Here is a 25016-nt window from a genome sequence, read left to right on the forward strand (position 1 = left end):
CGCCCGGATCGGGAAACCGGTCGTGCGCGTGGTCGAGCCACGCACCGGGCCGGAAAAGTGGGTCAGTGACTGGGATGCCAGCGGGCGACAACGCGTCCACGCAGCGCAATCAGGCCGTCGCAGCCAGCGATGTTCCCGCTCCGTAGGTACTCAATCACGGGACCCCGGGTTCGCGAGGATGTTTCGGCGTGCTCCGTCTCAGGAGACCAACAACCCCTGGTGGCCGCCGCTGTCGCTGAGCACGGCGAGGACCTCGTCGGCCCGCAGCGGGGGCGGGACGGGCAGGTCGTACGGCTGGGCACGCAGGACCTCGGTGGCCCGGCGGGTGGGCACGGACGTCACCGGGTAGCCGCGCGCGGTGGTCCGGTCCAACGCCCGACGCCGCTGCCCGAAGCCGGCCACGGCCAGCCACTGCGGCAGCCCGGCCAGGGCGGGTGAGCGCATCCCGGGCGGCTCGGGCAGCACGTCCACCGAGCTGAACGCCTCACTGCCCGCCAGCCACCACTCGGCCTCGTCGACGCTGCGGCGGGTGGCGTTCTCGCACCAGTACGGCACCAGCCCCGCCCGCACCACCTGCCACGGGTCGAGCAGACGCCCACACTCCACCACGAGCCGGTTACCGGTCTTTCCGGCGGCGCGCAGCCACCGCCGGTACAGGTCGGCGACGGCGGCGCTCAGTGCCGCCGGGCGGGGTACCAGCACCCGGTGCAGTGGGTGCTGGTGGCGCGTCGACCAGTCCCGCGCGGCCAGCTCGAAGCCCGAGTCGACGCCGTGCTCGGCGTTCCCCGACGACACGGTCACCTCCGGCGGCGCCCACCGGGCCGCGTCGCCGCCGACGGAGCGCAGTACCTGCCGCAGCGCGTGGCTGTCCGGGTGGAAGTCCACCGGGTCGAGCCCGCTGGCCGGGCAGCCGACCTGGAAGCTGTGCCCCGGACCGATTTCCAGGACCGGCCAGGTGCGCGCGTCGCGGACCAGCAGCACGGGGGCGCCGGGGAGTAGCCGGTCGGCCAGAAACCGCGTGTACGCGGCCGGCAGGGCCCTCCACGAGGCGGCCAGCGTGACGGTGGCCCCGGTCAGCGGGCCGCGGCTGGCCGGGCAGTGCACCTGCCGCAGGTGCAGGTCGGCGTTGCCCGCGAGCAGCCGGGTGGCCAGTGCCGCCCCGTGTTCCAGGGCGTCCGCCGGGCGGTCCACCGCGCCGTCGGACCAGTGCACGGTCATCTCGAAGCTGGCCGGCAGCCAGGGCACGCCGAGAGCCACCGCCAGGTGTGCCAGGCCGCCGTGCGGAGAGCCGATCAGCACCCCGGGGTAGCGCCGGCGGGGGTACTGGTCGACGAACCAGCGGGCGACCCGGGCGGCGTCCACCTCGTCGACCTGGGCGACGGTGAGCGCGACCCGTCCGGCGGCCCGAGTGACCGCGGCCCGGCGTACCGGTTCCGGAGCCCCGGGGAAGCGCGACGTTGGCCCGGTGTGCCCGAGGTCGGCGCAGTCCGCTCCACGCAGCGCCCGGGCGGTGGCGGCGACCAGCACCCGGGCCGCGCTGCCCGCGGCCACGACCCGGTCGCCGGCCAGACCGGCGCCATCGGCCGTGAGCCCCTTGTGCACCTTGTGCACCGGCCCCACCTTGCCTCGTTCGCTCACCACGCGGCCCGGCTTCCCGTCCCGATGGGGTTCAAACGGGGCATCACCCACCCGGCGGCACATTCCGCTGGTCAGAGGGGTGCGGCGGTCATCAATGGCGTTCGGTCACTCGGGTTTCGGTGGGGTCAGGGTGGGCACTTCCGGGTCCATGGGCACCGACGACACCAGCGAGCCAGCCGCCGCCACGATCACCCCGTACGAGGACGGACCGTTGCTGGTCCGGGGTGATTTCGCGTTGGTCACTCCGAGCGGCGAGCGGATCGACGCGCGCCGGGGCACGGTGGCGCTGTGTCGGTGTGGCAAGTCGGCGCTCAAGCCGTTCTGCGACGGCACCCACAAGGCGATCCGGTTCCGGGCGGGCACCACCCGCGAGGGCTGATGCCCCGACGTCGCCACATCACGCTCCGAGAGCGCGCTCCGGCAGGCCCGACCATCACGCCGCCACCTTTGCTCCGCGCCCGCCCTGCTCAGCGCAGGCTCGTCGTCAGGACCCATCCCCCCTGCTCGCCCCCTTTGCTGTGCACCCACCCAGGCACCAGGCACGGTCCGTGACCGTCGCCTCGGTGGGTGCAGAGCAAAGGACGAAAGCAAGAGACCTACGCCTGAAGGCTGGCGGCGGCCCTACGCCTGAGGGCTGGCGGCAACACGCCACCGGCTCTCGGCGGACAGCGCGAGCAGCGCGACCAGCGCGAGCAGCGCGACCAGCGGGCTCGTCAGACGAGCGCGGTCGGGGCCTGCGGGGCGACCACCCCCGGTGGGGCCGGGGTCGACGCAACGAGTGAGACGGTCGGCGGCAGCGCCGGCGGAGTAGGTGGCCGCAGGGAACTGCGGCCGGCGGCCCAACTGTCCAGCAGGTGCGCGGCGAACAACCGGTCCAGCGCGAGCCCGGCCGCCGCGCCGAACAGCACGTCGGGGGCGAGGGCCGGCTCGACCGCGACCAGGCCACCGCACATGTCGTGGGCGGCGATCTGCTCGTGCACCGCGTCGGCCTCGACGTGCTCGTCGTAGAAGCGGGTGGCCACCTCGTCGAAGCCCAGCCGGCGCAGCCCGTTGCCGTAGCGACGGTTCGGCAAGGAGGAGGTCATCTCGAACGCGGCGAGGTGTCCCAGCAGCGCGCCGCGCAGTCGCCGGTGCAGCCCGAACAGCGACATCAGGTTGTTGGTCGCCAGGGTCACGGCCGGTACGGCGTCCAGGTGGGCGGCGTACCCGACATCCAGCCCGAGCCGGTCGAGGGTGCTCCGGAACAGCTCGGCGTGCATCCGGTCCAGCCGGCCGTTGCCGTACTCGTCGGTCTGGATCTCCACGAGCGCGGCCTTGGCCGGGCCACCGAGGCGGGGCAGCGCCCAACTGTGCGGGTCCGCCTCGCGCAGGTGGTACACCGACCGGTGTACGACGAACTCGCGGAACTGGGCGAGGTCGGCGCGTCGCTGGAGGTCGGCGGCCAGCGACGGTCCGTCGTCGGCCGCGACCACCTCGGCCAGGCCGGCGGCCACCCCGGCGACGGGCACCACCGGCGTGCCGACCAGCCGGCGCAGCGCCGCCTCGAAGAGCCGTTCGCAGTGGGCGCGCAGGGCGAGCAGCGTCGGCTGCCACTCCCACGACTCGTCGACACCACGCCAGCCCCGGTAGTGCAGCTCGTAGCAGAGGAACAGGGTCAGCTGGAGGTCCTCGTCGGTGATCGGGTCCGCAGGGTCGAGGTCGACGCCGAGACCGGTTGGCAGGTCGTGCGGCGGACGCCGCAGAGCCTCGACCACAGCCGCAGAGAGCGGGCCGCGCGGCCGCGGAAGGGTCGCGGGACCGTAGCGGCGGTCAGCGGGCTCGGACATGGGACCTCCAGCGTCGTCGGGCCGCTTCTGATGCCCTGGCCAGGGGTGACTAAACGAAGTCCTGGGCGTTCGCGGTGACCTCCACCTGCTCCCGGACCTTCCGGGCGGGAGCGCCGTCGGCATACAGGCCCCGCAGATCGGCGAACGCCGGCTCCGGCGGCGCCAACGACACCGCCGGGTCGACGACCGCCTCCAGTACGCAGGGACGGTCCGCCGCGAGGGCCTCGTCCCACGCGGCGCCGACCAGCTCCGGGCGGTCCACCCGCACCCCGTGCAGCCCGAGCAGGCGTGCCCAGCCGGCGTACGGGACGTCGGGGCGGCGTCGGGTCGGGTCGGACGATGGGGCCAGCCCACCGCCCATGCCGCTCTGGTCCCGGTTGTTGAGCACCAGCACCACCAGGCGAGGGTCCCGCCACTGCTGCCAGTGATGGGAGACGGTGATCAGCTCGGCGAGCCCGTTGAGCTGCATCGCCCCGTCGCCGACCAGCGCTACCACCGGTTGGTCGGGGGCCGCGAGCTTGGCGGCCACCGCGTACGGCAGGGCGCAGCCCATCGAGCCGAGCGTGCCGCACAGTTGGGCGTTCACCCCCGGCGGCAGGGTGAGGTGTCGGGCGTACCAGTAGAGGACCGAGCCGACGTCGACCGCGACGGCGCCGGTGCCCGGCAGCCGCGCGGACAGCTCCTGGAGGACGAGTTGCGGGTTGACCGGGTCGGCGGGCGCGGCGACCCGGTCGGCGGCGACGTCACGCCACCGGTCCACCGAGGCCTCCACGGTGGCGCGCCACCGCTGCTCGGGTTGGCCGCGCAGACGGGTCAGCAGCGCTCGCAGGGTTTCGGCGGCGTCACCGACGAGCGGGACGTCGGCCGGGTAGCGGGCGCCGATCCGGCGTCCGTCGATGTCGATCTGCACCGTGCGGGCCTGTTCCGGCATCGGGAAGTACTCGGTCCACGGGTCGTTGGTGCCGACCATCAGCAGCGTGTCGCAGCCGCCCATCAGTTCGGCCGCGGCCGGGGTGCCGACCTCGCCGAGGACACCGGTGTGGAACGGTAGCCGCTCGTCGAGCACCGGCTTGCCCAGCAGTGAGGTGGCCACGCCGGCACCGAGCCGGTCGGCCACCTCGATGATCTCGGGGGCCGCGTCGCGGCCGCCCTGGCCGACCAGGATCGCCACGCGCTGGCCGCCGCTGAGCAGTTGGGCGGCGGCGTCGAGGTCCACGTCGTGCGGCAGCACCCGGGCCAGCGGCTCACCCGGGGTCGCCGAGACCACCCCGACGGCGGACGGCTGCAGGTCGGGCACCACGGCCTCCTGCAACTGCCGGGGCAGCACCACACAGGTCGGGCTGCGGGTCGCCGCCGCCGTACGGAACGCCTGGTCCAGCAGTGCCGCCACGTCCTCGGGGCTGCGGCCGTACCGGACGAACTGGTTGCACACGTCTCCGAAGAGCCGGCTCAACCCGATCTCCTGGTGCGCGCCGCCGAGTGGCCCGGAGATGTCCTCCCCGACGATCGCGACCACCGGTTTGCTGTCCAGCTTGGCGTCGTAGAGGCCGTTGAGCAGTTGGACGGCGCTGGGCCCCTGGGTGGCGAGGCAGACCCCGATGCCGCCGGTGAACTTGGCGTGCCCGGTGGCCATGAACGAGGCGGTCTCCTCGTGTCGCGCCGGGATGAACGCCGGTTCGCCTCCGGTGCTCTCCAACGCCTCGACCAACGGGGCGATCGCCGCCCCCGGGTAGCCGAAGGCACGGGGTACCCGCCAGGCCAGGAGCCGTTCCACCACCAGGTCCGCGACGCGGCGCTCAGCCATTGCCGCGCCCCGGTGTGCTGGGGTCGACGTAGCGCAGCACCGCGCCGACGCCGTCGGTCAGCTCGGGCGCCTCGTCCGGTCCGAGCACGGTCAGCGCGGCGTCGGTGCCGACGAGCGCCCGGACCAGCGCCGCGTCGGCGCGTACCCGTTGCGGGTCGTCCACCGACATGGCGGCGAGCTGCCCCGGGTCGACGGCGATCTCGGTGGGCTCCGCGCCGATCCACAGCTCACCGTTGGCCGACGGGTCGTCCACGATGATCATCGTGTCCACCTGGTTGCGTTGCAGGGCCGAGACGACCGCGTCGAGACCGCCGCCGACGTCCTCCTGCACACCGAACTTGTCCAGCGCGGCGGCGATCCGCTGGTCGGCGACCTCCGCGATGGTCTGCACGGTGAGGTCGTCGAGCATCGTCTGGTCGGCGCCGCCGGCCCGGGATCCGGCGTCGGTACGGACCACGAGGTCCTGCCACCGCTCCGGCATCTGCGCGGCGATCATTCCGGTGGCGCGGACGTCACCGGCGACGACCACGACGTCGGCGCCGACCCTGTCGGCCAGGTCCACTGTCGCGGCGGTGACGTCGCCGGCGTTCTGGTGCCAGGCCTCCATGGCCGCCCGCTGATACCGCGACTGGGACCAGCCACCCGGCTTCGTCCGCCGCAGCGGGAACTCGTCCCGACCTGCGACGTGCGCCCGCCGGGGAACCCCTCCGGCGCTGACCGCCATGGCATCGGCGCCCATCCGGTCGGCGATCACCCGCACCCAGGCCACCTGTTCGCCGCGCTGGGCGAGCAGCGGCATGACGTGTGGCAGCGGCGCGAAACTGGCCAGGTCGCGCCGTGGCGGCGCGGACAGGTACTCGGAGAGCACCACCCGGCCGTGACTGGCGAAGACCGCGAGGCCGTAGTCCCCGACCATCGGGTCGTGCCCACGGATCACCCGGTCCAGCGCGGCGATGCTCGCCTCGTCGGCCCCCTGGTCGGCGAGTTGACCCTGCAAGGCGCGCCAGCGCAGGTCCAACGCGGGATGGGCGTCCTCCGTGTCCGCGGAGGCGTCCAGGTACACCGAGCACCACGGCCCGGGACGGTCGTAGAGCGGGCGCAGGAAGGACAGCTGCATGCTCGACCCCTTTCCAGCTCGGCCCCCCGCTTACCCCTGTCGCCCGGGATGTCACCTCGCTGCCGTGAGCCCGTGACCAGGTTTCATTCACGTCGTTCAACCGAGGACGTCGATACGATCTGTGAACACAAGCGGACTCTCGGTGGTGGAGATGGACAGCGGACTCGATACCCGACGGATCGTGCACCCGACGGAGCGAATCGTCACGGGGCGCCTGATCCGCCTGTTGGACGGTTACACCCGCGAGGTACGCATCGGGCAGCCGGTGCTGGTGGCGGTGCTCGCGGCGGCGGCGATCGCCAGCCTGCCCGCGCTGCTGCTGCGCTCGCTCTTCTCGTTCGGCGGTGGCGGCTCCCGTCGCCGCTGGAAGCAGTTGAAGCAGGGCCCGGAATATCTGGTCACACCGGTGCGACTGCGCAACACCGCCGGTCAGCTCTGCGAGGTGGAGCTGCACGGCCATCTGCCGCAGAGTGCGCTGCACCCGGCGGACCAGGTGCAACTCACCCTGCGTCCGCAACGGGACCCGGAGCTGCCGCCCCGGATCGAGCGGATCGTCAACCTCACCACCGGGCAACTGCTGACCCCGCGTACCGCGACGCTCTGGTCGCACCTCGGGCCGCCGTTGCTGTTGCAGGCGTTCCTGGGCGGGCTCTTGCTGGCCGGGGTCGTGGCCTGTTCCGCGCTGACCTGACCGCCCCCGACCCGGATCAAACCTGACGGATCAGCCCGTTCAGCCGACCGGCGCGGGCTCGCGGGCGGGCTGGCGGTCGACGCCGAGCATGCCCCGGCGGCGGGCCCAGCGCTCGAAGATCAGAGTGGCGAAGGGCGGCACGGCGCACGCCAACGCCAGGGCGGTGGCCGGCAGGCTCCACCGGTGCAGCCGGGCCACGGCCAATACCAACAGGCCGTACGCGACGAACAGGCCGCCGTGGATCGGCCCGAAGATCTTGACGCCCAGCTCGTTCTCCGGCGGGCCGTACTTGACCAGCATGCCGACCAGCAGAGCCAGCCAGGAGCAGGCCTCGGCGATCGCCGCCGCGACGAACAACCGGGTCACCTTCTCGCGCATCCGCACGCCACCACCTCTCGGAGCCGCAATGCTATCGGGGCGGGCTGACTGGGCTATCAAGGCGTGCGGCTGGGTAGGAGAAGACCATCGGGTCTTCCCCCGTCCGCCGATGACGTGCGAGGTTAGGGGTGGCCAGCGGTGACAGGGTGGTGACCATGGGCGAGGACGTCGGCGTACGAACCTTCAGTCGAGAAGATCGGGCCCGCTATCGCGACAAGGTCCGCCGCTGCCTGGATGTCTTCGCGGAGATGCTGCGCGAGTCGCGCTTCGACGTCGACCGGCCGATGACCGGCGTGGAGATCGAGCTGAACCTCGTCGACGAGTCGTCGAACCCGGCGATGCGCAACGCCGACGTGCTCGCGGCCATCGCCGACCCGAGCTTCCAGACCGAGCTGGGCCAGTTCAACGTGGAGATCAACGTGCCACCGCGCCGGCTGACCGGCACCGGCACGGCCGACTTCGAGGAGTACGTGCGGGCCAGCCTCAACGCCGCCGAGGTGAAGGCGCGGACGATCGGCGCGCACATGGTCATGATCGGCATCCTGCCGACGTTGCGCCCCGAGCACCTGACCGCCGAGACGCTCTCGGCCAACCCTCGTTACAAGCTGCTCAACGAGCAGATCTTCGCGGCTCGCGGTGAGGATCTGCCGATCGCCATCAGCGGCGTGGAACGGTTGGCGGTCACCGCCGACACGATCACCCCGGAGGCGGCCTGCACCAGCACCCAGTTCCACCTTCAGGTCAGCCCACCCCAGTTCGCCGACTACTGGAACGCCGCCCAGGCGGTCGCCGGCATCCAGGTCGCGGTCGGCGCGAACTCGCCGCTGTTCTTCGGCCGGGAGCTGTGGCGCGAGACCCGCATCCCGCTGTTCCAGCAGGCCACCGACACCCGGTCGGAAGAGATCAAAGCCCAGGGGGTACGCCCCAGAGTGTGGTTCGGTGAACGCTGGATCACGAGCGTGTTCGACCTGTTCGAGGAGAACGTGCGCTACTTCCCGGCGTTGCTGCCGGTCTGCGACCCGGAGGACCCGGCGCACGCCCTGGCGGCCGGTGAGGTGCCCAACCTCAACGAGTTGCGCCTGCACAACGGCACCGTCTACCGGTGGAACCGCCCGGTGTACGACGTGTCGCGCGGCCGGCCCCACCTGCGGGTGGAGAACCGGGTGCTGCCGGCCGGCCCGACCGTGTTGGACACCGTCGCCAACGGCGCGTTCTACTTCGGGCTGGTCCGGGCCCTCGCCGAGTCGGACCGACCACTGTGGTCGCAGATGTCGTTCAGCGCCGCCGAGGAGAACTTCACCAACTGCGCCCGGCACGGCATCGACGCGCAGGTGTTCTGGCCCGGCCTCGGCTACCTTCCGGTGACCGAACTGGTGCTGCGCCGGTTGCTGCCGCTGGCGCATCACGGGTTGGACCGGTGGGGTCTCGACCCGGCTGAGCGTGACCGGTTGCTCGGCATCATCGAGCAGCGCTGCCTGACCGGCCGCAACGGCGCGAGCTGGCAGGTGGAGACGCTGCACCGACTGGAGTCCGCCGACCACCTGGACCGGCCGGAGGCGTTGCGCGAGGTGGTCCGTCACTACGTGGACCTGATGCACAGCAACCGCCCGGTGCACGAGTGGCCCATCCCCTAGGTCCGTCCGTCCGTCCGTTGTGGACACTCCGGTTGATCGATGGTTGTCGTAGGCTGTAGCGGCTCGCACATCGCTTCGGGGACGATGAGGAGACGCCGATGGCCACGTCTGGAACAGATCACTCTTTGACCGAGGGACCCGCGCGGGCAGCCCTGTCCCGGCGGCGGGTGCTGGGGATGGGCGCGGCAGCCGCCGGCGGCGCAGTGCTCGTCGGCCCGGTCGAGGCGGCACAGGCCGCGCCGGGAGGCCCGAAGCGGGTGCTGCGGGCACCGGCGTTGGCCCCCGGTGACCGGGTTCGGGTCGTGTCGCCCGGCAGCACTCCCAACCCGACGAACATGGCCCGTGGCATCGAGATCCTGCGCGGCTGGGGGCTGGAGGTCGAGCTGGGCACCCATGTCTTCAGCAAGTACGGCTACCTGGCCGGCACCGACGCCCAGCGGCTGGCCGACCTGAACGCCGCGCTCAACGACCCGGGTGTCCGGGCCGTCTTCGCCGCTCGCGGCGGCTACGGCACGCAGCGGATCGTGGACCAGATCAACGTGGCGGGTGTCCGGCGCGACCCCCGGGTGGTGGTGGGCTTCAGCGACATCACCAGCATCCACGGCAAACTCTGGCGCGAGACCGGTCTGTCCACCTTCTACGGCCCGATGGTCAACTGGAGTGACAGTCGCACCGGCCCCGAGTCGGCCGAGGCGCTGCGCAGGGCGGTGATGACCACCGAGCCCGTCACGATCACCAGGGATCCGGCGGAGACGGCCGCCCCGGTGGTGGTGCCGGGGCGGGCGTCGGGTCCGCTGCTCGGCGGCTGCCTGACGTTGCTCTCCACCTCGCTCGGCGCGGGCGACGCCCCGAGGTTCGACGGCGCCATCCTGTTCTTCGAGGACGTGGACGAGGCGCCGTACAGCATCGACATGATGCTGACGGAGCTGCGCCGGGTGGGCGTGCTGTCCCGGGTTGCCGGGGTGGTCATCGGCCAGATCACCAACAGCGTCGGCGAAGTCGACGAGTGGGATGCGGCGGCGGTGCTGAAGGACCGCCTGTACGACCTGGGTGTGCCGGTCCTGGGCGGACTGCGTCTGGGGCACGGCAACGGGCAGCTCACGGTGCCGCTCGGCGCGCGGGCAACGATCGACGCCGAGGCGGGGACCCTGACCGTGGAGGCCGGGGTCCGCGCCCGCTGACCGCGTGGCCCGCGCAGCCGCGCCGGCCGCGACGCCTCGGTGCTCAGCCGCGTGGGGCGGGCACGCCGAAGAGATCGGTGATGCCGCCGGGCAGTTGGGCGAGCAGGTCGTGCCGCTCGTCGTCGTTGAGCGCCTCGGCGACGGTACGAAGCACCGCCTGGGCGTGTTCGCGCACCTGGTCCGCGTTCTGGACCTGCTCGCGGTCGCCGACGTGCTTCAGGAAATCGCCGACGTCCCACCGACGGCCCTGCGGGTTGCGGGTGACGGACCCGTTGAGTCGCTCCGGCAGTTGCGCCGCCAGGTTGTCGGCCTCCTGGCCGGCGAGCCGTTCCCCGAGCACCGACAGGACGGCCTGCACGGACCGGACAGCCTCGTTCTCCCCGAGACCGGCGCGTTGCCGGACCGTGGCGATCATCTGCTCGTACTCCATGACGCGCTCCCTCCCCTCGACCGCCGACCGTCCGGCCAGCGGGCGAACCCGGCGAGTTCCCCGGGTCCCGGGTCACAAACGGGGACGCCCAACGACCCGGACGTTCCGTCATCTAACGGGCAGGGCTTCGGCGAGCTCCGCGGGCGGCGGGTCGTCGCGCAGTCGGCTGTAGAGGTAGCCGTCGCGCCACTGGCCGGCCCGGAACTCGCAGGCCCGGATGACGCCTTCGAGCTGAAAGCCGGCCTTCTCCAGCGACCGCTGCTCGGCCAGGTTCTCCGGGTGGGTGCCGGCCTGGATGCGCTGTGCCGGCGTGTGCTGGAAGAGGTAGTCGCAGAGAAGCGCCTGCGCCCGCCAGCCGATGCCCCGACCCCGCCACGGCGGCAGCAGGACGATGCCGATCTCCCAGTACGACGCCCGCCCGGCGTAACGCCCAGCGGTGTAGCTGACGATGCCGACGGCGGCCCGTTCCTGTTCGACCTCCACGACGAGCCGTCCGTCGTCCTCGCCGAGGTAGCCGTCTACGGCGAACCGCCTGGCCGGCGCGCCGGCGTCGCGGAAGCCGGCCCAGTCCAGCCCGATCAGGCCCGGCTCGGTGCAGAACCGCCGGAGCATTCCCAGGTCGGGCTCGGTAACCGGCCGCAGCCGGACGGTGAGGTCGGCCGAGACCGGCACCGACGTGCCACCACTGTCCATGACGACACGCTAGCCGCCGGACAACGGGAGACGCGCCCGGAGCTTGCGGCGCAGGGCGACCTAGGGTGGCGGTCGGCCCCTTTGGACCTGAATCGTTTACGGCATCAGCTCCAAAGGCAGCGCGCGAAGCACTCCCCGGCCGGCAGGGTGGCCGCCCGGTCAGACCTTGAGCAGCACCTTCGTGCAGTCGTCCTGCTTCTTCTGGAAGATCTTGTAGCCCTTCGGGGCGTCGCGCAGCGGCATCCGGTGGCTGACGATGAAGCTCGGGTCGATCTCGCCGCGCTGGATGCGTTCCAGCAGCGGCCGGGTGTAGCGCTGGACGTGGCACTGACCGGTCCGCATGACCAGGGAGCGGTTCATGAACGCGCCCATCGGGAACTTGTCGACGAACCCGCCGTACGCGCCGACGACCGACACCACCCCGCCCGAGCGGCAGGCCAGGATCGCCTGGCGCAGCGCGAACGGCCGTTCCGTCTCGACGCGCGCGGCCTGCTTCGCCCGGTCGTACGCGTACATCGCGGCGTTGCCGTGGTGTCCTTCCAGGCCGACCGCGTCGATGCACGCGTCGGGGCCCCGGCCGGCGGTCATCTCGTTGAGGGTGTCCAACACGTCGGACTCCTCGTAGTTGATGGTCTCGGCATCGATGTGCTCCTCGGCCAGCCGCAGCCGGTACGGGTAGCGGTCGATGATGATCACCCGCTCGGCGCCGAGCAGCCGGGCGCTGGCCGCGGCGAACAGCCCGACCGGTCCTGCACCCCAGACCGCGACGACCTGACCGGGTTTGATGTCGCACATCTCGGCGCCCATGTAGCCGGTCGGGAACACGTCGGCGAGCATGACCGCCTGGTCGTCGGTGACCTCGTCGGGCACCTTGAGCGGGCCGACGTCGGCGAACGGCACCCGGGCGTACTCGGCCTGACCGCCGGCGTAGCCGCCGAGCAGGTGGGAGTAGCCGAAGATGCCGGCCGGCGAATGCCCCATGATCTTCTCGGCGATCCCGGCGTTGGGGTTGGAGTTCTCGCACACCGAGTAGAGGCCGCGCTGACAGGACGAGCAGTGCCCGCAGGCGATCGGGAAGGGCACCACCACCCGGTCGCCCGGTTTGAGGTTGCGGACCTGCGGGCCCACCTCGACCACCTCGCCCATGAACTCGTGACCGAGGATGTCGCCCTTGCGCATCGCGGGGATGTAGCCGTGGTAGAGGTGCAGGTCGGAGCCGCAGATCGCGGTGGTGGTGATCCGCACGATCGCGTCCCGGGCGTTCATGATCGTGGGGTCGGGTACGTCGATCACCTTGACGCTGTCGGTGCCCATCCAGGCGGTGGCCTTCATTCTCGGTCCCTCTCGAAAGCGTGGACGGATCAGCGGCGGGACGGCGGCAGCGGCTGGGCGGGGCGCTGTGCGGCCTGTTGGCGTACGGAGATGCCGTTGGGGCTGCTCTCGGAGCGGACCACCTCGCCGGTCTCCAGCACCTGCTTGAACCGGCGCAGGTCGTCACGGACCTGCTGCTCGGGTTCCTCGCCGAAGAGCTTCGCCACCACCCGGCCGAGCGCTCCGGCCGGTGGCGCGTAGCGCAACTCCACCCGGACCTCGGTGCCCCGGTCACCGGGCGCGGGCACGAAGCGCACCCGACCGGCGTTGGGCACGCCGGTGCCCGGCAACGATCGCCAGGTGATCGACTTGTTCGGCTGGTCGTCGATGATCTCGGCGTCCCACTCGACGTGTCGACCTGCCGGGCCGCGGGCGACCCAGTGCGAGCGGCGCAGGTCGTCGGCGCGTACCGATTCGAGGTGCGCCATGAACCGGGGCAGGTTCTCCACGTCGCGCCAGAACCGGTACGCCTCGGCGGGAGACCGGTTGACCGTCACGGCGATCTCCATCCGGATCACCCGGGCGCGAGCCCGGCGGGCCCGGCCGATGCGCACGGCCGAGAGCACGTCGACGGCGGTGATGCCGGCGATCGCGACTGTGGTCAACGCGGCCCGGCGGCGACGTTCACCGCCCCGGTCGGCGAGGGCACGCCCGAGCAGGGTCAGGTCCATGGCGTCGCCGGCGACCCGGCTCCACGCCCAGCCGGCGGGGCGACGGCCGCTGAGCAGGCCGGCGGCGCTGCCCAGCTCACGCAGGCCGATCGCCGGGAGCACGGCCCGCGCGGCTGGAGAGTCGTCCACCCCGGTCAGTCGTGCGAGCGGGCCGGGCGCGACCAGGGCGCCCACGCCCAGGGCCAGGCTCAGCAGGCCGAGCGCGCTCGGCAGCGTCGCCGGCACCGGCCCGTCCAACTCCGGCAGGAGCACAGTCTCGACCTGACTCATGTCCGTTTCCTCCGGTGAACGTCACCACCGGTCCGCCGCGGAGCGCGGTGGACCTGCCCCGTGACGCTATGCGGTACTCGTGACCCGTGCGCCCGATTCGCACACAAGGCCCCTTGCGCACGGCTCGCGCGGATTGCCGGCCCAGCGCCGACCGTCCGGCTCGACCCGCCGGGCACCGTCGTCCCCGCGTCGTGGGCTTCGACCTGGGGTGACCCACCGCCTACAGCACCCACCGGATCGCGGTAACCAGACCGAGGACGGTCAGGGCCACCAGGACCAGGCCGACCACCGCGGCGACCAGGCAGCCCAGATCGTCGCGCCACGAGCTGGGCTCGCCCGGTCGCGGCCCGACCTCCGTCCAGGTGACGCCGGCACCTCCCTGTTCGGCCTGCTCGACCAGCCGAGCGAGCCGCCCGCTCGCCACCGGCCCCAGCCTGCCGCTGGGATCGGCGGTCACCGTCAACACGCGCAGGCGCTGCCAGGCGTTCGGGTAGGACCGCTCGAACGCGGCGACCTCCTCGACGCTGGCGTCCTCGGTGAGGAAACCCCACCGGCCGGCCTCGGCCACGTTGCCCACCTGCCGGTACAGCGCGGCACGCCGGGCGCGCAGCTCCAGGTCGTCGGGGTACGCGGCGGTGAGGCTGGCCAGCCGTTGCATCGCGGGGTGGACGTGCCCTCGCCGTAGGTCGGCGTCGACCTTCGCCAGCACGTGTTCCTTCGGCATGGTGGCTATTCTGAGCGGCATTCCGGCCGCACCGAAAGCCGATTTCGCTGCGTGCGATTCGGGCCGATGCTGGTCGTTCGGCTAAAATGATCAGTGGTGTGCCGGGAAGACTGGTCGGCGGTTCCGTCAGCGACCCCTCCGGAGGCTCCCGATGACCCCGCCGCCCGCTCCCCACGAGCCGCAGCTCCTTCCGCGCGGCAGTTGGCCCGAGGTACGCCGGATCGGCGACATCCTCCGCACCGAGACGGTCGGCGGGGTGCTGCTCCTGGTCGCCGCGCTACTCGCGCTGGCCTGGGCTAACTCGCCCTGGTCCGGGGCTTACCAGTCGCTGGGTGACCTGACGGTCGGCCCCGAGGCGCTGCACCTGGATCTCACCCTGGGTCAGTGGGCCGCCGACGGCCTCCTGGCGATCTTCTTCTTCGTCGCCGGGCTGGAGCTCAAGCGTGAGTTCGTCGCCGGTGACCTGCGGGAGCCCCGACGTGCGGTCCTGCCCGTCGCCGCCGCGGTCGGCGGAATGGCGGTGCCGGCGCTGATCTACGTCGGGTTCAACCTGTGGTCGGGCGACGGGGCGTTGACGGGTTGGGCGATCCCCACCGCCACCGACATCGCGTTCGCCCTCGCCGTACTCGGGGTGATCAACACCAACCTGCCGGCGGCGATGCGGACGTTCCTGCTGACCCTCGCGGTGGTGGACGACCTGCTGGCGATCGTGATCATCGCGGTGTTCTACACAAGTTCCCTGCACTTCGGCCCGCTGCTGCTCGCGCTGGTCCCGTTGGCCCTGTTCGGGTTGCTGGTGCAGCGGCGGGTCCGGTCGTGGTGGCTGCTGCTGCCACTGGCCGTGACGACCTGGGCACTCGTGCACGCTTCGGGCGTGCACGCCACCGTCGCCGGGGTGCTGCTCGCCTTCACGGTGCCGGTGATCCGCCGTACGCCGGGGCCGGGCCGAGGCCTGGCGGAGCATTTCGAGCACCGGATCCGGCCGCTGTCCGCCGGGGTGGCGGTGCCGGTGTTCGCGTTCTTCGCCGCCGGAGTGTCGATCGCCGGCGCGAGCGGCCTCGGCGCGACGCTCACCGACTCGGTCACTCTCGGCATCGCGGTCGGTCTGGTGGCGGGCAAGGTGACCGGGGTTCTCGGCGCCACCTGGCTCGTGCAGCGGTTCACGCGGGCCCGGCTCGCGGAAGGGCTCGCCTGGAGGGACATCGTCGGGTTGTCCCTGTTGGCCGGGATCGGCTTCACCGTGTCCCTGCTGATCGGCGAGCTGGCGTTCGGTGCCGGCACCGAACGGGACGACCACTCCAAGATCGGTGTGCTGCTCGGGTCGCTGGTGTCGGCGTTGCTGGCCAGCATCGTCCTGCGCGCCCGCAACCGCCACTACGAGGGTGTGTGCGCCCTGGAGGAGCGCGACACCGACGCCGACGGCGTACCGGACGTCTACGAGGCGTCGGCGAACAGGCCCGGTCCTGCCTGATCCGGTGTCCCGGAACGGGCACTTCACGCCCAGGTGACCGAGGAGTACGCTCAGCTTCGGTGTGCCGGGAAGTCTGGTCGGCGTCGTACTCGTCGTCGTCCCAGGGGGTTTCCCATGGCTGTTCCCGCGATCCGCACCGCCGGTCTGACCAAACGCTACGGTCCGCTGTGCGCACTGGACGCACTCGACCTGACGGTGCCGGCCGGTAAGGTGTTCGGCTTTCTCGGGCCCAACGGCGCCGGAAAGTCCACCACGATCCGGATGCTGCTCGGGTTGGCGCGGCCCACCTCCGGACGGGCCTGGATCTTCGATGCCGACGCGGCCGACGTGGCGGCGGCACACCGCTCGATCGCGTACGTCCCCGCCGATGTCGCGCTCTGGCCGGCCCTGACCGGTGCCGAGGCGTTGGAGTTGCTGGGTCGGCTCGGCCCGGGAGTGGACCGCGTCTACCGCGACGAGCTGGTGGACCGGTTCGCGTTGGACCCGTCCAAGCCGGGTCGGGCGTACTCGACCGGGAACCGGCAGAAGGTCGCGCTGGTGGCGGCGTTCGCCACCCGCGTGCCGCTGCTCGTGCTCGACGAGCCGACCAGCGGATTGGACCCGTTGATGGAACGGGAGTTCCAGGTCGCCGTCGCGCAGGCCCGCGAACGCGGGCAGACGGTGTTCCTCAGTTCCCATCAGCTGGCCGAGGTCGAGGCGGTGTGCGACCAGGTGGCGATCCTGCGCGGGGGCCGCCTCGTCGAGGTCGCCGGGGTCGCGGAACTGCGGCGGCTGCACCGCAGCCAGGTGGAGGTGAGCTTCGCCGAGGTCGCGCCGGACCTGAGTGGGGTGGCCGGCGTCGAGACGGTGGAGCAGGTCGGTCCCGCCCGGCTGCGGTTCACCCTCACCGGCCCGCCAGCACCGGCGTTGCGGGCACTGTCCGCAGTGGAGGTGACCGCGCTGCGGATTCACGAGCCGACCTTGGAAGAGATTTTCCTCGACTACTACCAGCAGCCGTCCCGGTGACCGCCGTCGTCACCCGCCCGGAGCCGGTCCCGACGGTTCCGGGCGCCCGCGTCATCGGTTCGACAGTGACCCGACTGGCCCTGCGGCAGGTACGCCGGGGTGCGCTGATCATCGTCGCGCTGGTCGCCGGAATGTCCGCGATGGTGGCGGCCACCTACGCCAGTACCGTCGGCGACGCGCTGGACGCCGCCGCGCTGGCCGCCCTGGCCGAGAATCCCGCAATCCGCACCCTGTTCGGTCAGCCGGTCGCCCTCGACGACGCGGGTGGATTCACGGTGTGGCGCACCGGCACGGTCCTGTCGGTCCTCGTCGGGACGTGGGGGTTGCTGGCGGCGACCCGGGTCACCCGGGGCGAGGAGGACGCCGGCCGGTGGGCCCTCGTGGCCGCTGGCCGGCTCCCGGTCACCGCGATCGTGGCCCGGCACGTCGCCGTCCTGACCGGCGCGGTGCTGACGGCGGGCGTCGCGGCGGGCGCCGCCCTGCTCGCCGTCGGCACGTCACCGGCCGGTGCCGTGCTGCACGGCGTCGGCCTGGCCCTGGTCGGGGTGTACTTCGTCGCCGCCGGCGCACTGATGGCGCAGGTCTTCGCGTCCCGTGCCGCGGCCAGTGGTGCCGCGACGGCACTGCTCGGCGCTGGCCTGCTGCTCCGGATGGTCGGCGATGGCGTCGACGCGCTCGGCTGGCTGCGCTGGCTGTCGCCGTTCGGGTTGGTCGCGCTGGCGCAACCGTACGCGGCGAACCGGGTCCTGCCGTTGGTCGTGCTGACAGCTTTCGCCGTCACGCTGCTCGTCGTGGCCGTGCTGGCCGCTCGGCCACGCGATCTCGGCGGCGGCTGGCTGGCCGCCTCGGCGGGCCGTCGACCCCGTCTGGGCCTCCTCGGCTCGGTGAGCGGCTTCGCCGCCCGTCGGCTGGCGCGTCCGCTCGCCGGTTGGGCGGCCGGGGTGGGTGCCTATTACCTGCTCATCGGCGTACTCACGGTGTCGATGACCGAATTCCTGACGGAGAACGCCCGCTTCGCGGATCTTGCCGCGCAGGCCGGTTTCGCCGGGCTGGGTTCGGTCGAGGGGTACGTGGCCGCGATGGTGACGCTGCTCGCGATCCCGGCAGGTGTGTTCGCCGCGGTCCGGTCGGCTGCCTTCGCCGCAGACGAGGCCGCCGGCCGGCTCACGTTGTTGCACGCCCAGCCGTTGACGCGTACCCGCTTCCTGCTGGCCGAGCTGGTCGTCACCGGGAGTGGCACGACGGCGCTGCTCGTCGCAGCCGGCCTTGCCACCTGGGCCGGAGCGTCGACCGTCGACGCTCCCCTCGGGCTCCTCGCCGCTCTGGCCGGCACGCTGAACGTGCTGCCTGTCGCCCTGCTGAGCCTCGGCGCGGCGACGTTCGCAGTGGGCTGGCTGCCACGCGCGGCAGCAATCGTGGGCGCTCTACCGGCGGCGGGCGGGTTCCTGTTACAGGTCGTCGCCGACAGCACCGGCGCACCGGGTTGGGTCGGCCAACTGTCCCCGTACGCGCACCTCGCCCCGGTTCCGGACGCGGCGCCCAACTGGGCCGCCAGCGCCCTCATGGTGATCATCGCCGGTGCGCTCGCCGCACTGGGACTGTTCGGCTACCAGCGGCGCGACCTCCAGGGATAGATCCGGTGCCGGCCGACATAAATTAACCGGCCACCGGAACCTTCTTCCCGGCCCGTGGGTGGGAGTGGTGAGAAGGGAGGTGACGGTGGCCGACGGCGATCTGATCTCGGTCCTCTACGCCAGCTGTTTCCGGCGCCTGGTGGTCCAGCTGTACGCGGTGACCGGTGACCTCAGCGAGGCGCAGGAGGCGGTCCAGGAGGCGTTCACCCGGGCTCTGGTGTCGCCACGGCGCTTCGCCGCGTTGGAGAACCCGGAGGCGTGGTTGCGGCGGGTCGCCGTGAACTGGGCCCGCAGCCGCTTTCGCCGTCGTCGGGTGCTCGACGGGCTGCTGCGTCGGATCGGTCCGCCGCCGGACGTCGCCGACCACTCCCCGGAGCACCTCGCTCTGCTCGCGGCGTTGCGGGAACTGCCGGAGGGGCAGCGGCACGCCCTGGCGCTGCACTACCTCGTCGACCTGCCGGTGGACGAGATCGCCGACACGCTGGGCGTCTCGGCCGGCACTGTGAAGTCCCGCCTGTCCCGGGGTCGGACCGCCCTGGCGGCGCTGCTCGCCGACACCGACATCGACACCACTGAAACCGACCACACCGAGACCGGGAGGATCGATGCGAGGTCGTGAGTTTGCCGGGTTCGACGTGGACACCCTCACCGAGGCCGTCTCGCCACCGTCCCTCGACGTACTGCGGTCCGCCGCCCGGTCCCGCCGTCGCCGGTCGGTCGCGATGGTGGCGGCCGCGCTTGTCGCACTGGCTGTCGTACCGCTGGTGACCGGGTCGGACCGGCCCGACCCGGTGGTGCCCGCGGATCCGTCGCCCACCCAGGGGGACACCTTCACGCTGACCGGACCGGACTCCGGGGTCGACGTCGACCTGTCGGAGGACAGCTGCGTCGCGCGCTTCACGTACACGGGAGACCGCGGCCGGACCTGGTCGGACTGGGACGCGGCCCGGTTCCAGGGCAGCAGGTGCACGGCCAACGTCGCCACCGGCACGCCGTCCGGTCGCAACGAGGTCGCCGTGCTCGGTGAGCGGTCGTACCTGGTGAGCGACGCCGGGACGCTGCACCTCTCCACCGACTTCGGCCGAACCTGGCGGGACGCGAATTCCGCGATCGTCGCCGTACCCGCCTTCCCGGCGACGGCCCGGCCGGTCTTCTGCGGCTTCGATTGTCGGCCACTGTCCGAGCCGCTGGCAGTGGATCCGGCGAGCGGGACCGTGTACCGGCTCACCGCGAAGGCACCCTCGTGGCGTCCCCTGTACAGCCTCTACCCGGCCACCGACGGCTCCATCTGGGCGGCGTACCAGATGGGGTCCACCTCGGGGGCAACGCTCGCCCGCAGCGCCGACGGCGGCGCGACCTGGACCGCCCGGGAGGTGGGAGACGACGTCAACGTCGCCGCGGTGGTCGGGCTCGACGACCGGGAAGGGTACGCGCTGATCAACCCACCCACGACAGCGAGCGGTGGGCTGCGACTGCTGCACACCACGGACGGCGCGAAGACCTGGACGGACGTCGGCGTCGAGCTGCCGTGGACGTGGGACCTCACGGTGGGGTCGGACGGCTCCCTGCTCGCGATATCCACGGGCGAGGGCGACGAGCCCGACCGGCTCGCGCGGCTCCTGGTCAGCCGGGACGACGGGAAGCACTTCACCGTGGCCCGGGAGTACGGCCCCAGCGTCGGGGCGGCCAGTGTGGCACCGGGCTACGCCTGGCTCTACGGGCGCGACGGGTCGACGGGCGAGCCCGACCACATCCTCGTCACCACTGACGCGACCACCTGGAGCCGCTTCGCGCTGAAACCGTGAACAAGACGAGTTAACAGCGGCCCACAGCGGGTAGGCACCCGGGCTTCTGCCAGCGGCCGGGGAGGTGGAATGACGGCGACCAGCGCCTTTTTCGAACGGTTGACAGTCGCCGGTCAGGACCCACGTTTCAGCAAGGTCTGTGGGAGCGTGCGCTTCGACATCAGGGACGGGGACCGCCTCGACCAGTGGCTCCTCGACATCGACCACGGCCAGATGCGGGTGACGAGGAGCGGCGCGCCGGCCACCACCGTGATCATGGTTTCGGCGCAGGTCGCGGACGCGATGGCGCGTGGCGAGGTGAACGGGCTGGCGGCGATCACCCGGGGCGAGATCATGGTCGACGGTGACCTCGGCCTGGCGTTGCGGATAGGACGCCTGTTCCCGCGCAAGTCGGAGCACGCCGGCCCGGACGGCGGCCGGTGACCGATGCAGGACATCCAGGGCACCGTGGCGTGCATCGACGGGAACACCTTCATGGTGTCCGACGCCAGCGGCGATGTGGAGTCGTCCCCCGCCGCTCCGGTCGGGCTGTTCGCCGCCGACACCCGCTTCCTGTCCCGCTGGATGCTCTTCGTCAACGGCGAGTGCATGACCGCGCTGTCGGTGGACGACAGCCAGTACTACGAGGCCACGTTCTTCGTGGTGCCGGGCGCGGCGGTGGACTACGTGCAGGCCGACGTGTCCGCCATCCGGCGCAGGCGGATCGGCCCGGACCTCACCGAGTCGTTGACAATCTTCAACTACGGCGAGCGGGAGATGGAACTCGACATCCGCCTGGAGGTGGCCGCCGACTTCGCCGACATCTTCGAGATCAAGTTCGACGTCAGCGACAAGGTCGGCACGCACTACACCGAGGTCGGCCCGAACGAGCTGCGACTGGGTTACCGGCGGGCCACGTACCACCGCCAGGTGGTGGTCTCCGCCACCGAACCCGCCGAGTACGACTCGGACGGTCTCCGGTTCACGGTCCAGCTGGGCCCCGGGGAGCAGTGGTCGACACGCCTGCAGGCGGCGATGCGGGCGCTGCGCCCGGACGGCGTCGACCTGCGCTCCGCCCTGCGGGCGCAGCGCCCGGACGACTCCACCCTGCCCACCAGCCTGCAGGCCTGGGTCGCGGCGGCCCCGAAGCTGGACACCGACAGCGTTGCCCTCCAACAGGTGTACGCCCGCAGCCTGGTGGACCTGGCCGCGCTGCGCTTCGCCCCGCTGTCGTTGGGCGGGGCGGCCGTGCCGGCTGCCGGGTTGCCCTGGTTCATGACCCTGTTCGGCCGTGACAGCCTGCTGACCTGCTTGCAGACCCTGGCCGTGACACCGTCGCTGGCCCCGCCGACGCTGCGGATCCTGGCGTCGCTTCAGGGCGCTCGGCGCGACGACGTGCTGGAGGAGGATCCCGGGCGGATCCTGCACGAGCTGCGCTACGGGGAGTCGGCCGCGTTCGAGGAGCAGCCGCACTCCCCCTACTACGGCACCGTGGACGCGTCGCCGCTGTTCGTGGTGCTGCTCGACGAGTACGAGCGGTGGAGCGGCGACACCGCTCTGGCGTTGGAGCTGGAGCAGGATGCCCGCGCCGCCCTGACCTGGATCGACAGGTACGCGGACCTCACCTCCACCGGCTACATCTGGTATGAGCGGCGCAACCGCGCCACCGGCCTGGACAACCAGTGCTGGAAGGACTCCTGGGACAGCATCTCCTACGCCGACGGGCGGCTGCCGGGCTTCCCGAGGGCCACCTGCGAAACCCAGGGGTACGCGTACGACGCCAAGATCCGAGGTGCGCGGCTGGCGCGTACCGTCTGGGGCGACCCCGCCTTCGCCGAGCGCCTGGAGCAGGAGGCGGCGGCGCTGTACGACCGTTTCAACCGGGACTTCTGGCTGGAGGACCGTGGCTTCTACGCCCTCGCGCTGGACCACGACGGCACTCCCGTCGACAGTCTGTCCTCCAACATCGGGCATCTCCTGTGGAGCGGCATCGTGCCGCCGGAGCGGGCCCCGAGGGTCGTCGAGCACCTGATGGGTCCGGCGCTCTTCTCCGGTTGGGGGGTGCGCACCTTCGCCGAGGGGCAGCGCCGTTACAACCCGCTCGGCTACCACAACGGCACGGTCTGGCCGTTCGACAACTCGTTCATCGCCTGGGGTCTGCGCCGGTACGGCTTCACCAACGAGGCCGGCCGCATCGCCGAGAGCATCCTCTCCGCGGCCACCTACTTCCAGGGTCGGCTGCCCGAGGCGTTCGGCGGGTTCGACCGCGCCACCACCCGGTACCCGGTCCGGTACCCGACCGCCGGCAGCCCACAGGCGTGGTCCAGCGGGGCATGCATGCTGCTGATCCGCACCATGCTCGGTCTCAACCCGCACGAGGACCATCTGGCGGTGGACCCCGCGTTGCCGTCCGCCTTCGGCCGGATCGCACTCCTGGACGTTCCCGGCCGCTGGGGCAAGGCCGACGCCTTCGCCCGCCAACGCCCGGACCATCCCGCGTCGTAGCGACGACAGCGGACGGGCGCAACCGGGGACCACCTCCGGTTGCGCCCGGTCATGCGTCGGTCAGTCGGCGGACAGCCCTCGGGTCGCCAGCTCGCTGAGCGACCCGTCACCGCCGCCGAGTGCCGTGCGAGCCGCCTCCGGCTTGCGCACCTCGAACGCCTCCACCACGACTGTCGGCGAGCCGGCGCGACCCTTGATGCCGTCCACCTCCTGCCGGTCGGGGTTGAAGGGCAGCGTCCGCCACTGTTCCGCGACCTCCGGCCAGGTGGAGGAGATTGCCGTGACCAGGCTGTCGACCAGGCTCGTGTAGTCCTCGGGGCTGATCGGCCGACCCCGCCCGTATCGATCGCGCAGCGCGAGGATGTCGGCGCCCACCGTGCCGGCGTAGCTGTCGTCCAGCCCGAGCCACCAGTGGGCGAAGTACGCGCCCTGGTAGCCCTGGGCAAGGTAGCGCGACCCGTCGTTGTGCACCTCGATGATGAAGTTGTGCACCTGGGGGAACTGACAGTCCAGCAGCAGGACGGTCCTGGCACTGGCGGGCTTGACGAGCAGTGCCTTCCTGAGCTCGGCACCCTTACCTGCCCCGAAGGTCTCCGCCGGCTGGCCGACGAGTTCGCCGCCCTTGGCGCTCAACTGCTCACGGATCTGGAACGCGGCCAGGCCGCAGTTGGCCCACCGGCGGCTCTTGTCGCGCAGTGTCAGCTGCTTGTCGTCGGTCCGCCCGGTGCTCAGCAACGCCACCCCGAGCTTGTCCCGGTCGGCGTTGTCCAGGGCCTGGTCCCGCTGCCGCTGGTCGGGGCCGCTGGCGAACCCCGTCGTCGCGTAGTCGGTCGCGGCCTTGACGGCGTCGACCCAGGTGTCGAAGCGCTTGTCGTCTCCGAATCTGGTCGCCGACCAGGTGACCAACTGCCCGAGCGCCTCCCCCTCGAAGTTCTTCGGCAGCAGCGGCTCGATCCGCCTGGCGATCTCGCCGCAGGCCTTCTCGTCGTCCTCCAGGTTGGGGATCTGGCCATCGGGGTACGTCGCCTTGTCCTCGGCGATGAACAGCATGCCGAACCTCCACAGTCCCTTGTGTACGGTCACTCGCGGTGGCGAGTCGACTACCAGGCTGGACCATCGGAGGGGCATCGCACACGCAACGTCGGGATTCCGTCCGCCGACCTCCACTGTGGTCGGACGCGGTCCGTCAGCCGTCGACGCCGCGCAGCCCGAGGACGTACGTCGCCGTCATGGCGACGACCCGGTCCTGGTCCCGGGTCAGCTCGGCGAGGGCACCGGAGGCGGCCGGCCCGGGGATGTCCGCGAGGGCCTGGGTCAACCGTCGACGGGCCGCCGGTGGCACCGACTCGTGCGCGAGACGGTCGACGAGCGCCGTCGTGATCTGGTCCGCCAGCGCGGTGTCGCTCGCCAACGCGCTCAACGTGTCGGCGGCGTCGACGTCGTGGGCCTCCCCCACGACCATGTCGACGAGTGTCGGGACCGCGTCGGCCACCCCCCGCGCGCCGAGCGCCAGAGCCGCGTGCTGGCGGACCACGATGTCGATGTGGGTGAGAGCGTCGCGCAGCAGATCGGTCGCCGCGTCGTGCGGGATCTCGGCGACGGTCTCGACGGCACGTCTGCGTACCTCTGCCTGCGGCGACCGGAGCCCCTCCGCCAGCAGGGCCAGCCCGCTGTCGGCGGACTGCGCCAGAGCCCAGCGCAGGGCGCCGGCGACGTGCGGGTCGGCCTCGCCGAGCACCGCCTCGACCAGGGCCTCCACGGAAACCTTCTCCACCGATGCCAGGGCCGCGCGTTGACGCCGGCCGGCGCTCTCCGAACCCAAGCCGCGCAGCAGGGCGACGGTCTCCAGGACGTCCCCCCAGTCGGCCGGTTCCGCCGCACCGATCCGACGCAGCCGGTTCAGCAACTCCATCTCGCCCGCGATGCGGTCCCGGGTCTGGCGGATCAGGTCGTCGATGAGGGCCGAGGGAGCGAACCCGGGGTCGTCGAGCGCCCGCCGGACGTCGCGCAGCGACAGCCCCAGCGACCGCAGGCTCTCGACCTGGAAGATCAGCCGGATGTCCGCGGCGGTGTACTCGCGGTAGCCGGTGCTGGTCCGACCGGTTGGTCGGACCAGCCCGAGCGAGTCGTAGTGCCGGAGCATGCGCGCGCTCACCCCGGACCGCCGTGCCACCTCGCCGATCAGCACC

The 25016-nt window shown here is 72.0% G+C and carries 23 protein-coding genes; 11 read left to right on the forward strand and 12 right to left on the reverse strand.

Translation table 11 applies throughout. From position 1 onward, the window contains the following. Window positions 1-198 precede the first annotated feature (198 nt). Window positions 199-1641 carry a hypothetical protein gene (locus FHU34_RS18625; protein WP_244311722.1) on the reverse strand — a complete coding sequence of 481 codons (1443 nt, stop codon included), beginning with the start codon at window positions 1639-1641 and terminating at the stop codon, window positions 199-201. A 145-nt stretch (window positions 1642-1786) separates the two neighbouring features. Here FHU34_RS18625 and FHU34_RS18630 point away from each other — a divergent pair, with 145 nt between their 5' ends. Then, window positions 1787-2017, forward strand: coding sequence for a CDGSH iron-sulfur domain-containing protein (locus tag FHU34_RS18630; protein ID WP_145782301.1), 231 nt, complete (start codon window positions 1787-1789; stop codon window positions 2015-2017). A 334-nt stretch (window positions 2018-2351) separates the two neighbouring features. On the opposite strand, the gene FHU34_RS18635 is transcribed toward FHU34_RS18630, so the two are convergent. From FHU34_RS18635 to FHU34_RS18645, 3 genes are read right to left on the reverse strand one after another with little or no spacing between them, the layout of a single operon-like run. After that, window positions 2352-3464, reverse strand: a complete 1113-nt coding sequence (locus FHU34_RS18635) for an iron-containing redox enzyme family protein (protein ID WP_145782304.1) — start codon at window positions 3462-3464, stop codon at window positions 2352-2354. A gap of 49 nt (window positions 3465-3513) precedes the next feature. After that, complete coding sequence (locus FHU34_RS18640; protein WP_145782309.1) at window positions 3514-5268, reverse strand: thiamine pyrophosphate-binding protein; 1755 nt, start codon at window positions 5266-5268, stop codon at window positions 3514-3516. Next, complete coding sequence (locus FHU34_RS18645; RefSeq protein ID WP_145782316.1) at window positions 5261-6385, reverse strand: baeRF2 domain-containing protein; 1125 nt, start codon at window positions 6383-6385, stop codon at window positions 5261-5263. The genes FHU34_RS18640 and FHU34_RS18645 overlap by 8 nt, the downstream gene beginning before the upstream one ends. A 142-nt stretch (window positions 6386-6527) precedes the next feature. Between FHU34_RS18645 and FHU34_RS18650 the strand changes: the two genes are divergently transcribed. Beyond that, on the forward strand, window positions 6528-7076 hold the full coding sequence (locus FHU34_RS18650) for a hypothetical protein (RefSeq protein WP_208745177.1): 549 nt from the start codon (window positions 6528-6530) through the stop codon (window positions 7074-7076). A gap of 39 nt (window positions 7077-7115) precedes the next feature. Here FHU34_RS18650 and FHU34_RS18655 read toward each other — a convergent pair whose 3' ends face one another. Continuing rightward, window positions 7116-7454, reverse strand: coding sequence for a DUF3817 domain-containing protein (locus FHU34_RS18655; protein WP_145785665.1), 339 nt, complete (start codon window positions 7452-7454; stop codon window positions 7116-7118). Between the two features lie 155 nt (window positions 7455-7609). On the opposite strand from FHU34_RS18655, the gene FHU34_RS18660 reads away from it, so the two are divergent. Both FHU34_RS18660 and FHU34_RS18665 read left to right on the forward strand, forming a co-directional pair. Next, on the forward strand, window positions 7610-9088 hold the full coding sequence (locus FHU34_RS18660; protein ID WP_145782326.1) for a glutamate-cysteine ligase family protein: 1479 nt from the start codon (window positions 7610-7612) through the stop codon (window positions 9086-9088). A 98-nt stretch (window positions 9089-9186) separates the two neighbouring features. Next, the gene (locus FHU34_RS18665) at window positions 9187-10269 is read left to right on the forward strand and encodes a S66 peptidase family protein (RefSeq protein ID WP_244311723.1); all 1083 of its coding nucleotides are present in this window, start codon (window positions 9187-9189) and stop codon (window positions 10267-10269) included. 43 nt (window positions 10270-10312) lie between these two features. On the opposite strand, the gene FHU34_RS18670 is transcribed toward FHU34_RS18665, so the two are convergent. The 5 genes from FHU34_RS18670 to FHU34_RS18690 form a co-directional block, all read right to left on the reverse strand. Further along, complete coding sequence (locus tag FHU34_RS18670) at window positions 10313-10699, reverse strand: DUF2267 domain-containing protein (RefSeq protein ID WP_145782332.1); 387 nt, start codon at window positions 10697-10699, stop codon at window positions 10313-10315. Window positions 10700-10807: 108 nt separating this feature from the next. Then, window positions 10808-11392 carry a GNAT family N-acetyltransferase gene (locus FHU34_RS18675; RefSeq protein WP_145782338.1) on the reverse strand — a complete coding sequence of 195 codons (585 nt, stop codon included), beginning with the start codon at window positions 11390-11392 and terminating at the stop codon, window positions 10808-10810. Between the two features lie 159 nt (window positions 11393-11551). Then, the gene (locus FHU34_RS18680) at window positions 11552-12724 is read right to left on the reverse strand and encodes a zinc-dependent alcohol dehydrogenase (RefSeq protein WP_145782344.1); all 1173 of its coding nucleotides are present in this window, start codon (window positions 12722-12724) and stop codon (window positions 11552-11554) included. 29 nt (window positions 12725-12753) lie between these two features. Next, the gene (locus FHU34_RS18685; RefSeq protein ID WP_145782349.1) at window positions 12754-13704 is read right to left on the reverse strand and encodes an SRPBCC family protein; all 951 of its coding nucleotides are present in this window, start codon (window positions 13702-13704) and stop codon (window positions 12754-12756) included. Between the two features lie 220 nt (window positions 13705-13924). Further along, a complete protein-coding gene (locus FHU34_RS18690) occupies window positions 13925-14428 on the reverse strand; it encodes a DUF6584 family protein (RefSeq protein WP_145782355.1) in 504 nt (167 codons plus the stop codon). 151 nt (window positions 14429-14579) lie between these two features. On the opposite strand from FHU34_RS18690, the gene nhaA reads away from it, so the two are divergent. From nhaA to FHU34_RS18725, 7 genes are all read left to right on the forward strand, one after another. Continuing rightward, window positions 14580-15899 (forward strand): Na+/H+ antiporter NhaA, encoded by a 1320-nt coding sequence (gene nhaA, locus FHU34_RS18695; protein WP_145782361.1) that lies wholly within the window; start codon window positions 14580-14582, stop codon window positions 15897-15899. 114 nt (window positions 15900-16013) lie between these two features. Further along, window positions 16014-16904: an ABC transporter ATP-binding protein gene (locus FHU34_RS18700; RefSeq protein WP_145782363.1), complete on the forward strand. Its 891-nt coding sequence runs from the start codon at window positions 16014-16016 to the stop codon at window positions 16902-16904. Then, on the forward strand, window positions 16901-18538 hold the full coding sequence (locus FHU34_RS18705; RefSeq protein ID WP_208745032.1) for an ABC transporter permease: 1638 nt from the start codon (window positions 16901-16903) through the stop codon (window positions 18536-18538). The genes FHU34_RS18700 and FHU34_RS18705 overlap by 4 nt, the downstream gene beginning before the upstream one ends. Window positions 18539-18605: 67 nt before the next feature. Continuing rightward, window positions 18606-19157: an RNA polymerase sigma factor gene (locus FHU34_RS18710; protein WP_244311724.1), complete on the forward strand. Its 552-nt coding sequence runs from the start codon at window positions 18606-18608 to the stop codon at window positions 19155-19157. After that, entirely contained in the window at window positions 19144-20343 is a 1200-nt protein-coding gene (locus tag FHU34_RS18715) for a WD40/YVTN/BNR-like repeat-containing protein (RefSeq protein ID WP_145782365.1), read from the forward strand. Before FHU34_RS18710 ends, FHU34_RS18715 begins: the two co-directional genes overlap by 14 nt. 69 nt (window positions 20344-20412) lie before the next feature. Beyond that, window positions 20413-20766, forward strand: coding sequence for an SCP2 sterol-binding domain-containing protein (locus FHU34_RS18720; protein ID WP_145782367.1), 354 nt, complete (start codon window positions 20413-20415; stop codon window positions 20764-20766). A 3-nt stretch (window positions 20767-20769) separates the two neighbouring features. After that, window positions 20770-22827: an amylo-alpha-1,6-glucosidase gene (locus FHU34_RS18725; RefSeq protein ID WP_145782369.1), complete on the forward strand. Its 2058-nt coding sequence runs from the start codon at window positions 20770-20772 to the stop codon at window positions 22825-22827. Between the two features lie 60 nt (window positions 22828-22887). On the opposite strand, the gene FHU34_RS18730 is transcribed toward FHU34_RS18725, so the two are convergent. Both FHU34_RS18730 and FHU34_RS18735 read right to left on the reverse strand, forming a co-directional pair. Further along, entirely contained in the window at window positions 22888-23877 is a 990-nt protein-coding gene (locus FHU34_RS18730; protein WP_145782371.1) for a hypothetical protein, read from the reverse strand. A gap of 136 nt (window positions 23878-24013) precedes the next feature. Further along, window positions 24014-25015 (reverse strand): HEAT repeat domain-containing protein, encoded by a 1002-nt coding sequence (locus tag FHU34_RS18735; RefSeq protein WP_145782373.1) that lies wholly within the window; start codon window positions 25013-25015, stop codon window positions 24014-24016. Window position 25016 lies beyond the last annotated feature (1 nt).

The organism is Micromonospora taraxaci (assembly GCF_007830095.1).
Classification (GTDB): domain Bacteria; phylum Actinomycetota; class Actinomycetes; order Mycobacteriales; family Micromonosporaceae; genus Micromonospora; species Micromonospora taraxaci.

What these genes read in the sequence shown, in the direction of transcription:
- FHU34_RS18675 (WP_145782338.1), bottom strand. Translation starts at nt 11,392, where the DNA reads ATGGACAGTGGTGGCACGTCGGTGCCGGTCTCGGCCGACCTCACCGTC.
- FHU34_RS18680 (WP_145782344.1), bottom strand. Translation starts at nt 12,724, where the DNA reads ATGAAGGCCACCGCCTGGATGGGCACCGACAGCGTCAAGGTGATCGAC.
- FHU34_RS18660 (WP_145782326.1), top strand. Translation starts at nt 7,610, where the DNA reads ATGGGCGAGGACGTCGGCGTACGAACCTTCAGTCGAGAAGATCGGGCC.
- FHU34_RS18645 (WP_145782316.1), bottom strand. Translation starts at nt 6,385, where the DNA reads ATGCAGCTGTCCTTCCTGCGCCCGCTCTACGACCGTCCCGGGCCGTGG.
- FHU34_RS18630 (WP_145782301.1), top strand. Translation starts at nt 1,787, where the DNA reads ATGGGCACCGACGACACCAGCGAGCCAGCCGCCGCCACGATCACCCCG.
- FHU34_RS18685 (WP_145782349.1), bottom strand. Translation starts at nt 13,704, where the DNA reads ATGAGTCAGGTCGAGACTGTGCTCCTGCCGGAGTTGGACGGGCCGGTG.
- nhaA (WP_145782361.1), top strand. Translation starts at nt 14,580, where the DNA reads ATGACCCCGCCGCCCGCTCCCCACGAGCCGCAGCTCCTTCCGCGCGGC.
- FHU34_RS18725 (WP_145782369.1), top strand. Translation starts at nt 20,770, where the DNA reads ATGCAGGACATCCAGGGCACCGTGGCGTGCATCGACGGGAACACCTTC.
- FHU34_RS18700 (WP_145782363.1), top strand. Translation starts at nt 16,014, where the DNA reads ATGGCTGTTCCCGCGATCCGCACCGCCGGTCTGACCAAACGCTACGGT.
- FHU34_RS18635 (WP_145782304.1), bottom strand. Translation starts at nt 3,464, where the DNA reads ATGTCCGAGCCCGCTGACCGCCGCTACGGTCCCGCGACCCTTCCGCGG.
- FHU34_RS18690 (WP_145782355.1), bottom strand. Translation starts at nt 14,428, where the DNA reads ATGCCGAAGGAACACGTGCTGGCGAAGGTCGACGCCGACCTACGGCGA.
- FHU34_RS18655 (WP_145785665.1), bottom strand. Translation starts at nt 7,454, where the DNA reads ATGCGCGAGAAGGTGACCCGGTTGTTCGTCGCGGCGGCGATCGCCGAG.
- FHU34_RS18640 (WP_145782309.1), bottom strand. Translation starts at nt 5,268, where the DNA reads ATGGCTGAGCGCCGCGTCGCGGACCTGGTGGTGGAACGGCTCCTGGCC.
- FHU34_RS18715 (WP_145782365.1), top strand. Translation starts at nt 19,144, where the DNA reads ATGCGAGGTCGTGAGTTTGCCGGGTTCGACGTGGACACCCTCACCGAG.
- FHU34_RS18720 (WP_145782367.1), top strand. Translation starts at nt 20,413, where the DNA reads ATGACGGCGACCAGCGCCTTTTTCGAACGGTTGACAGTCGCCGGTCAG.
- FHU34_RS18665 (WP_244311723.1), top strand. Translation starts at nt 9,187, where the DNA reads ATGGCCACGTCTGGAACAGATCACTCTTTGACCGAGGGACCCGCGCGG.
- FHU34_RS18730 (WP_145782371.1), bottom strand. Translation starts at nt 23,877, where the DNA reads ATGCTGTTCATCGCCGAGGACAAGGCGACGTACCCCGATGGCCAGATC.
- FHU34_RS18670 (WP_145782332.1), bottom strand. Translation starts at nt 10,699, where the DNA reads ATGGAGTACGAGCAGATGATCGCCACGGTCCGGCAACGCGCCGGTCTC.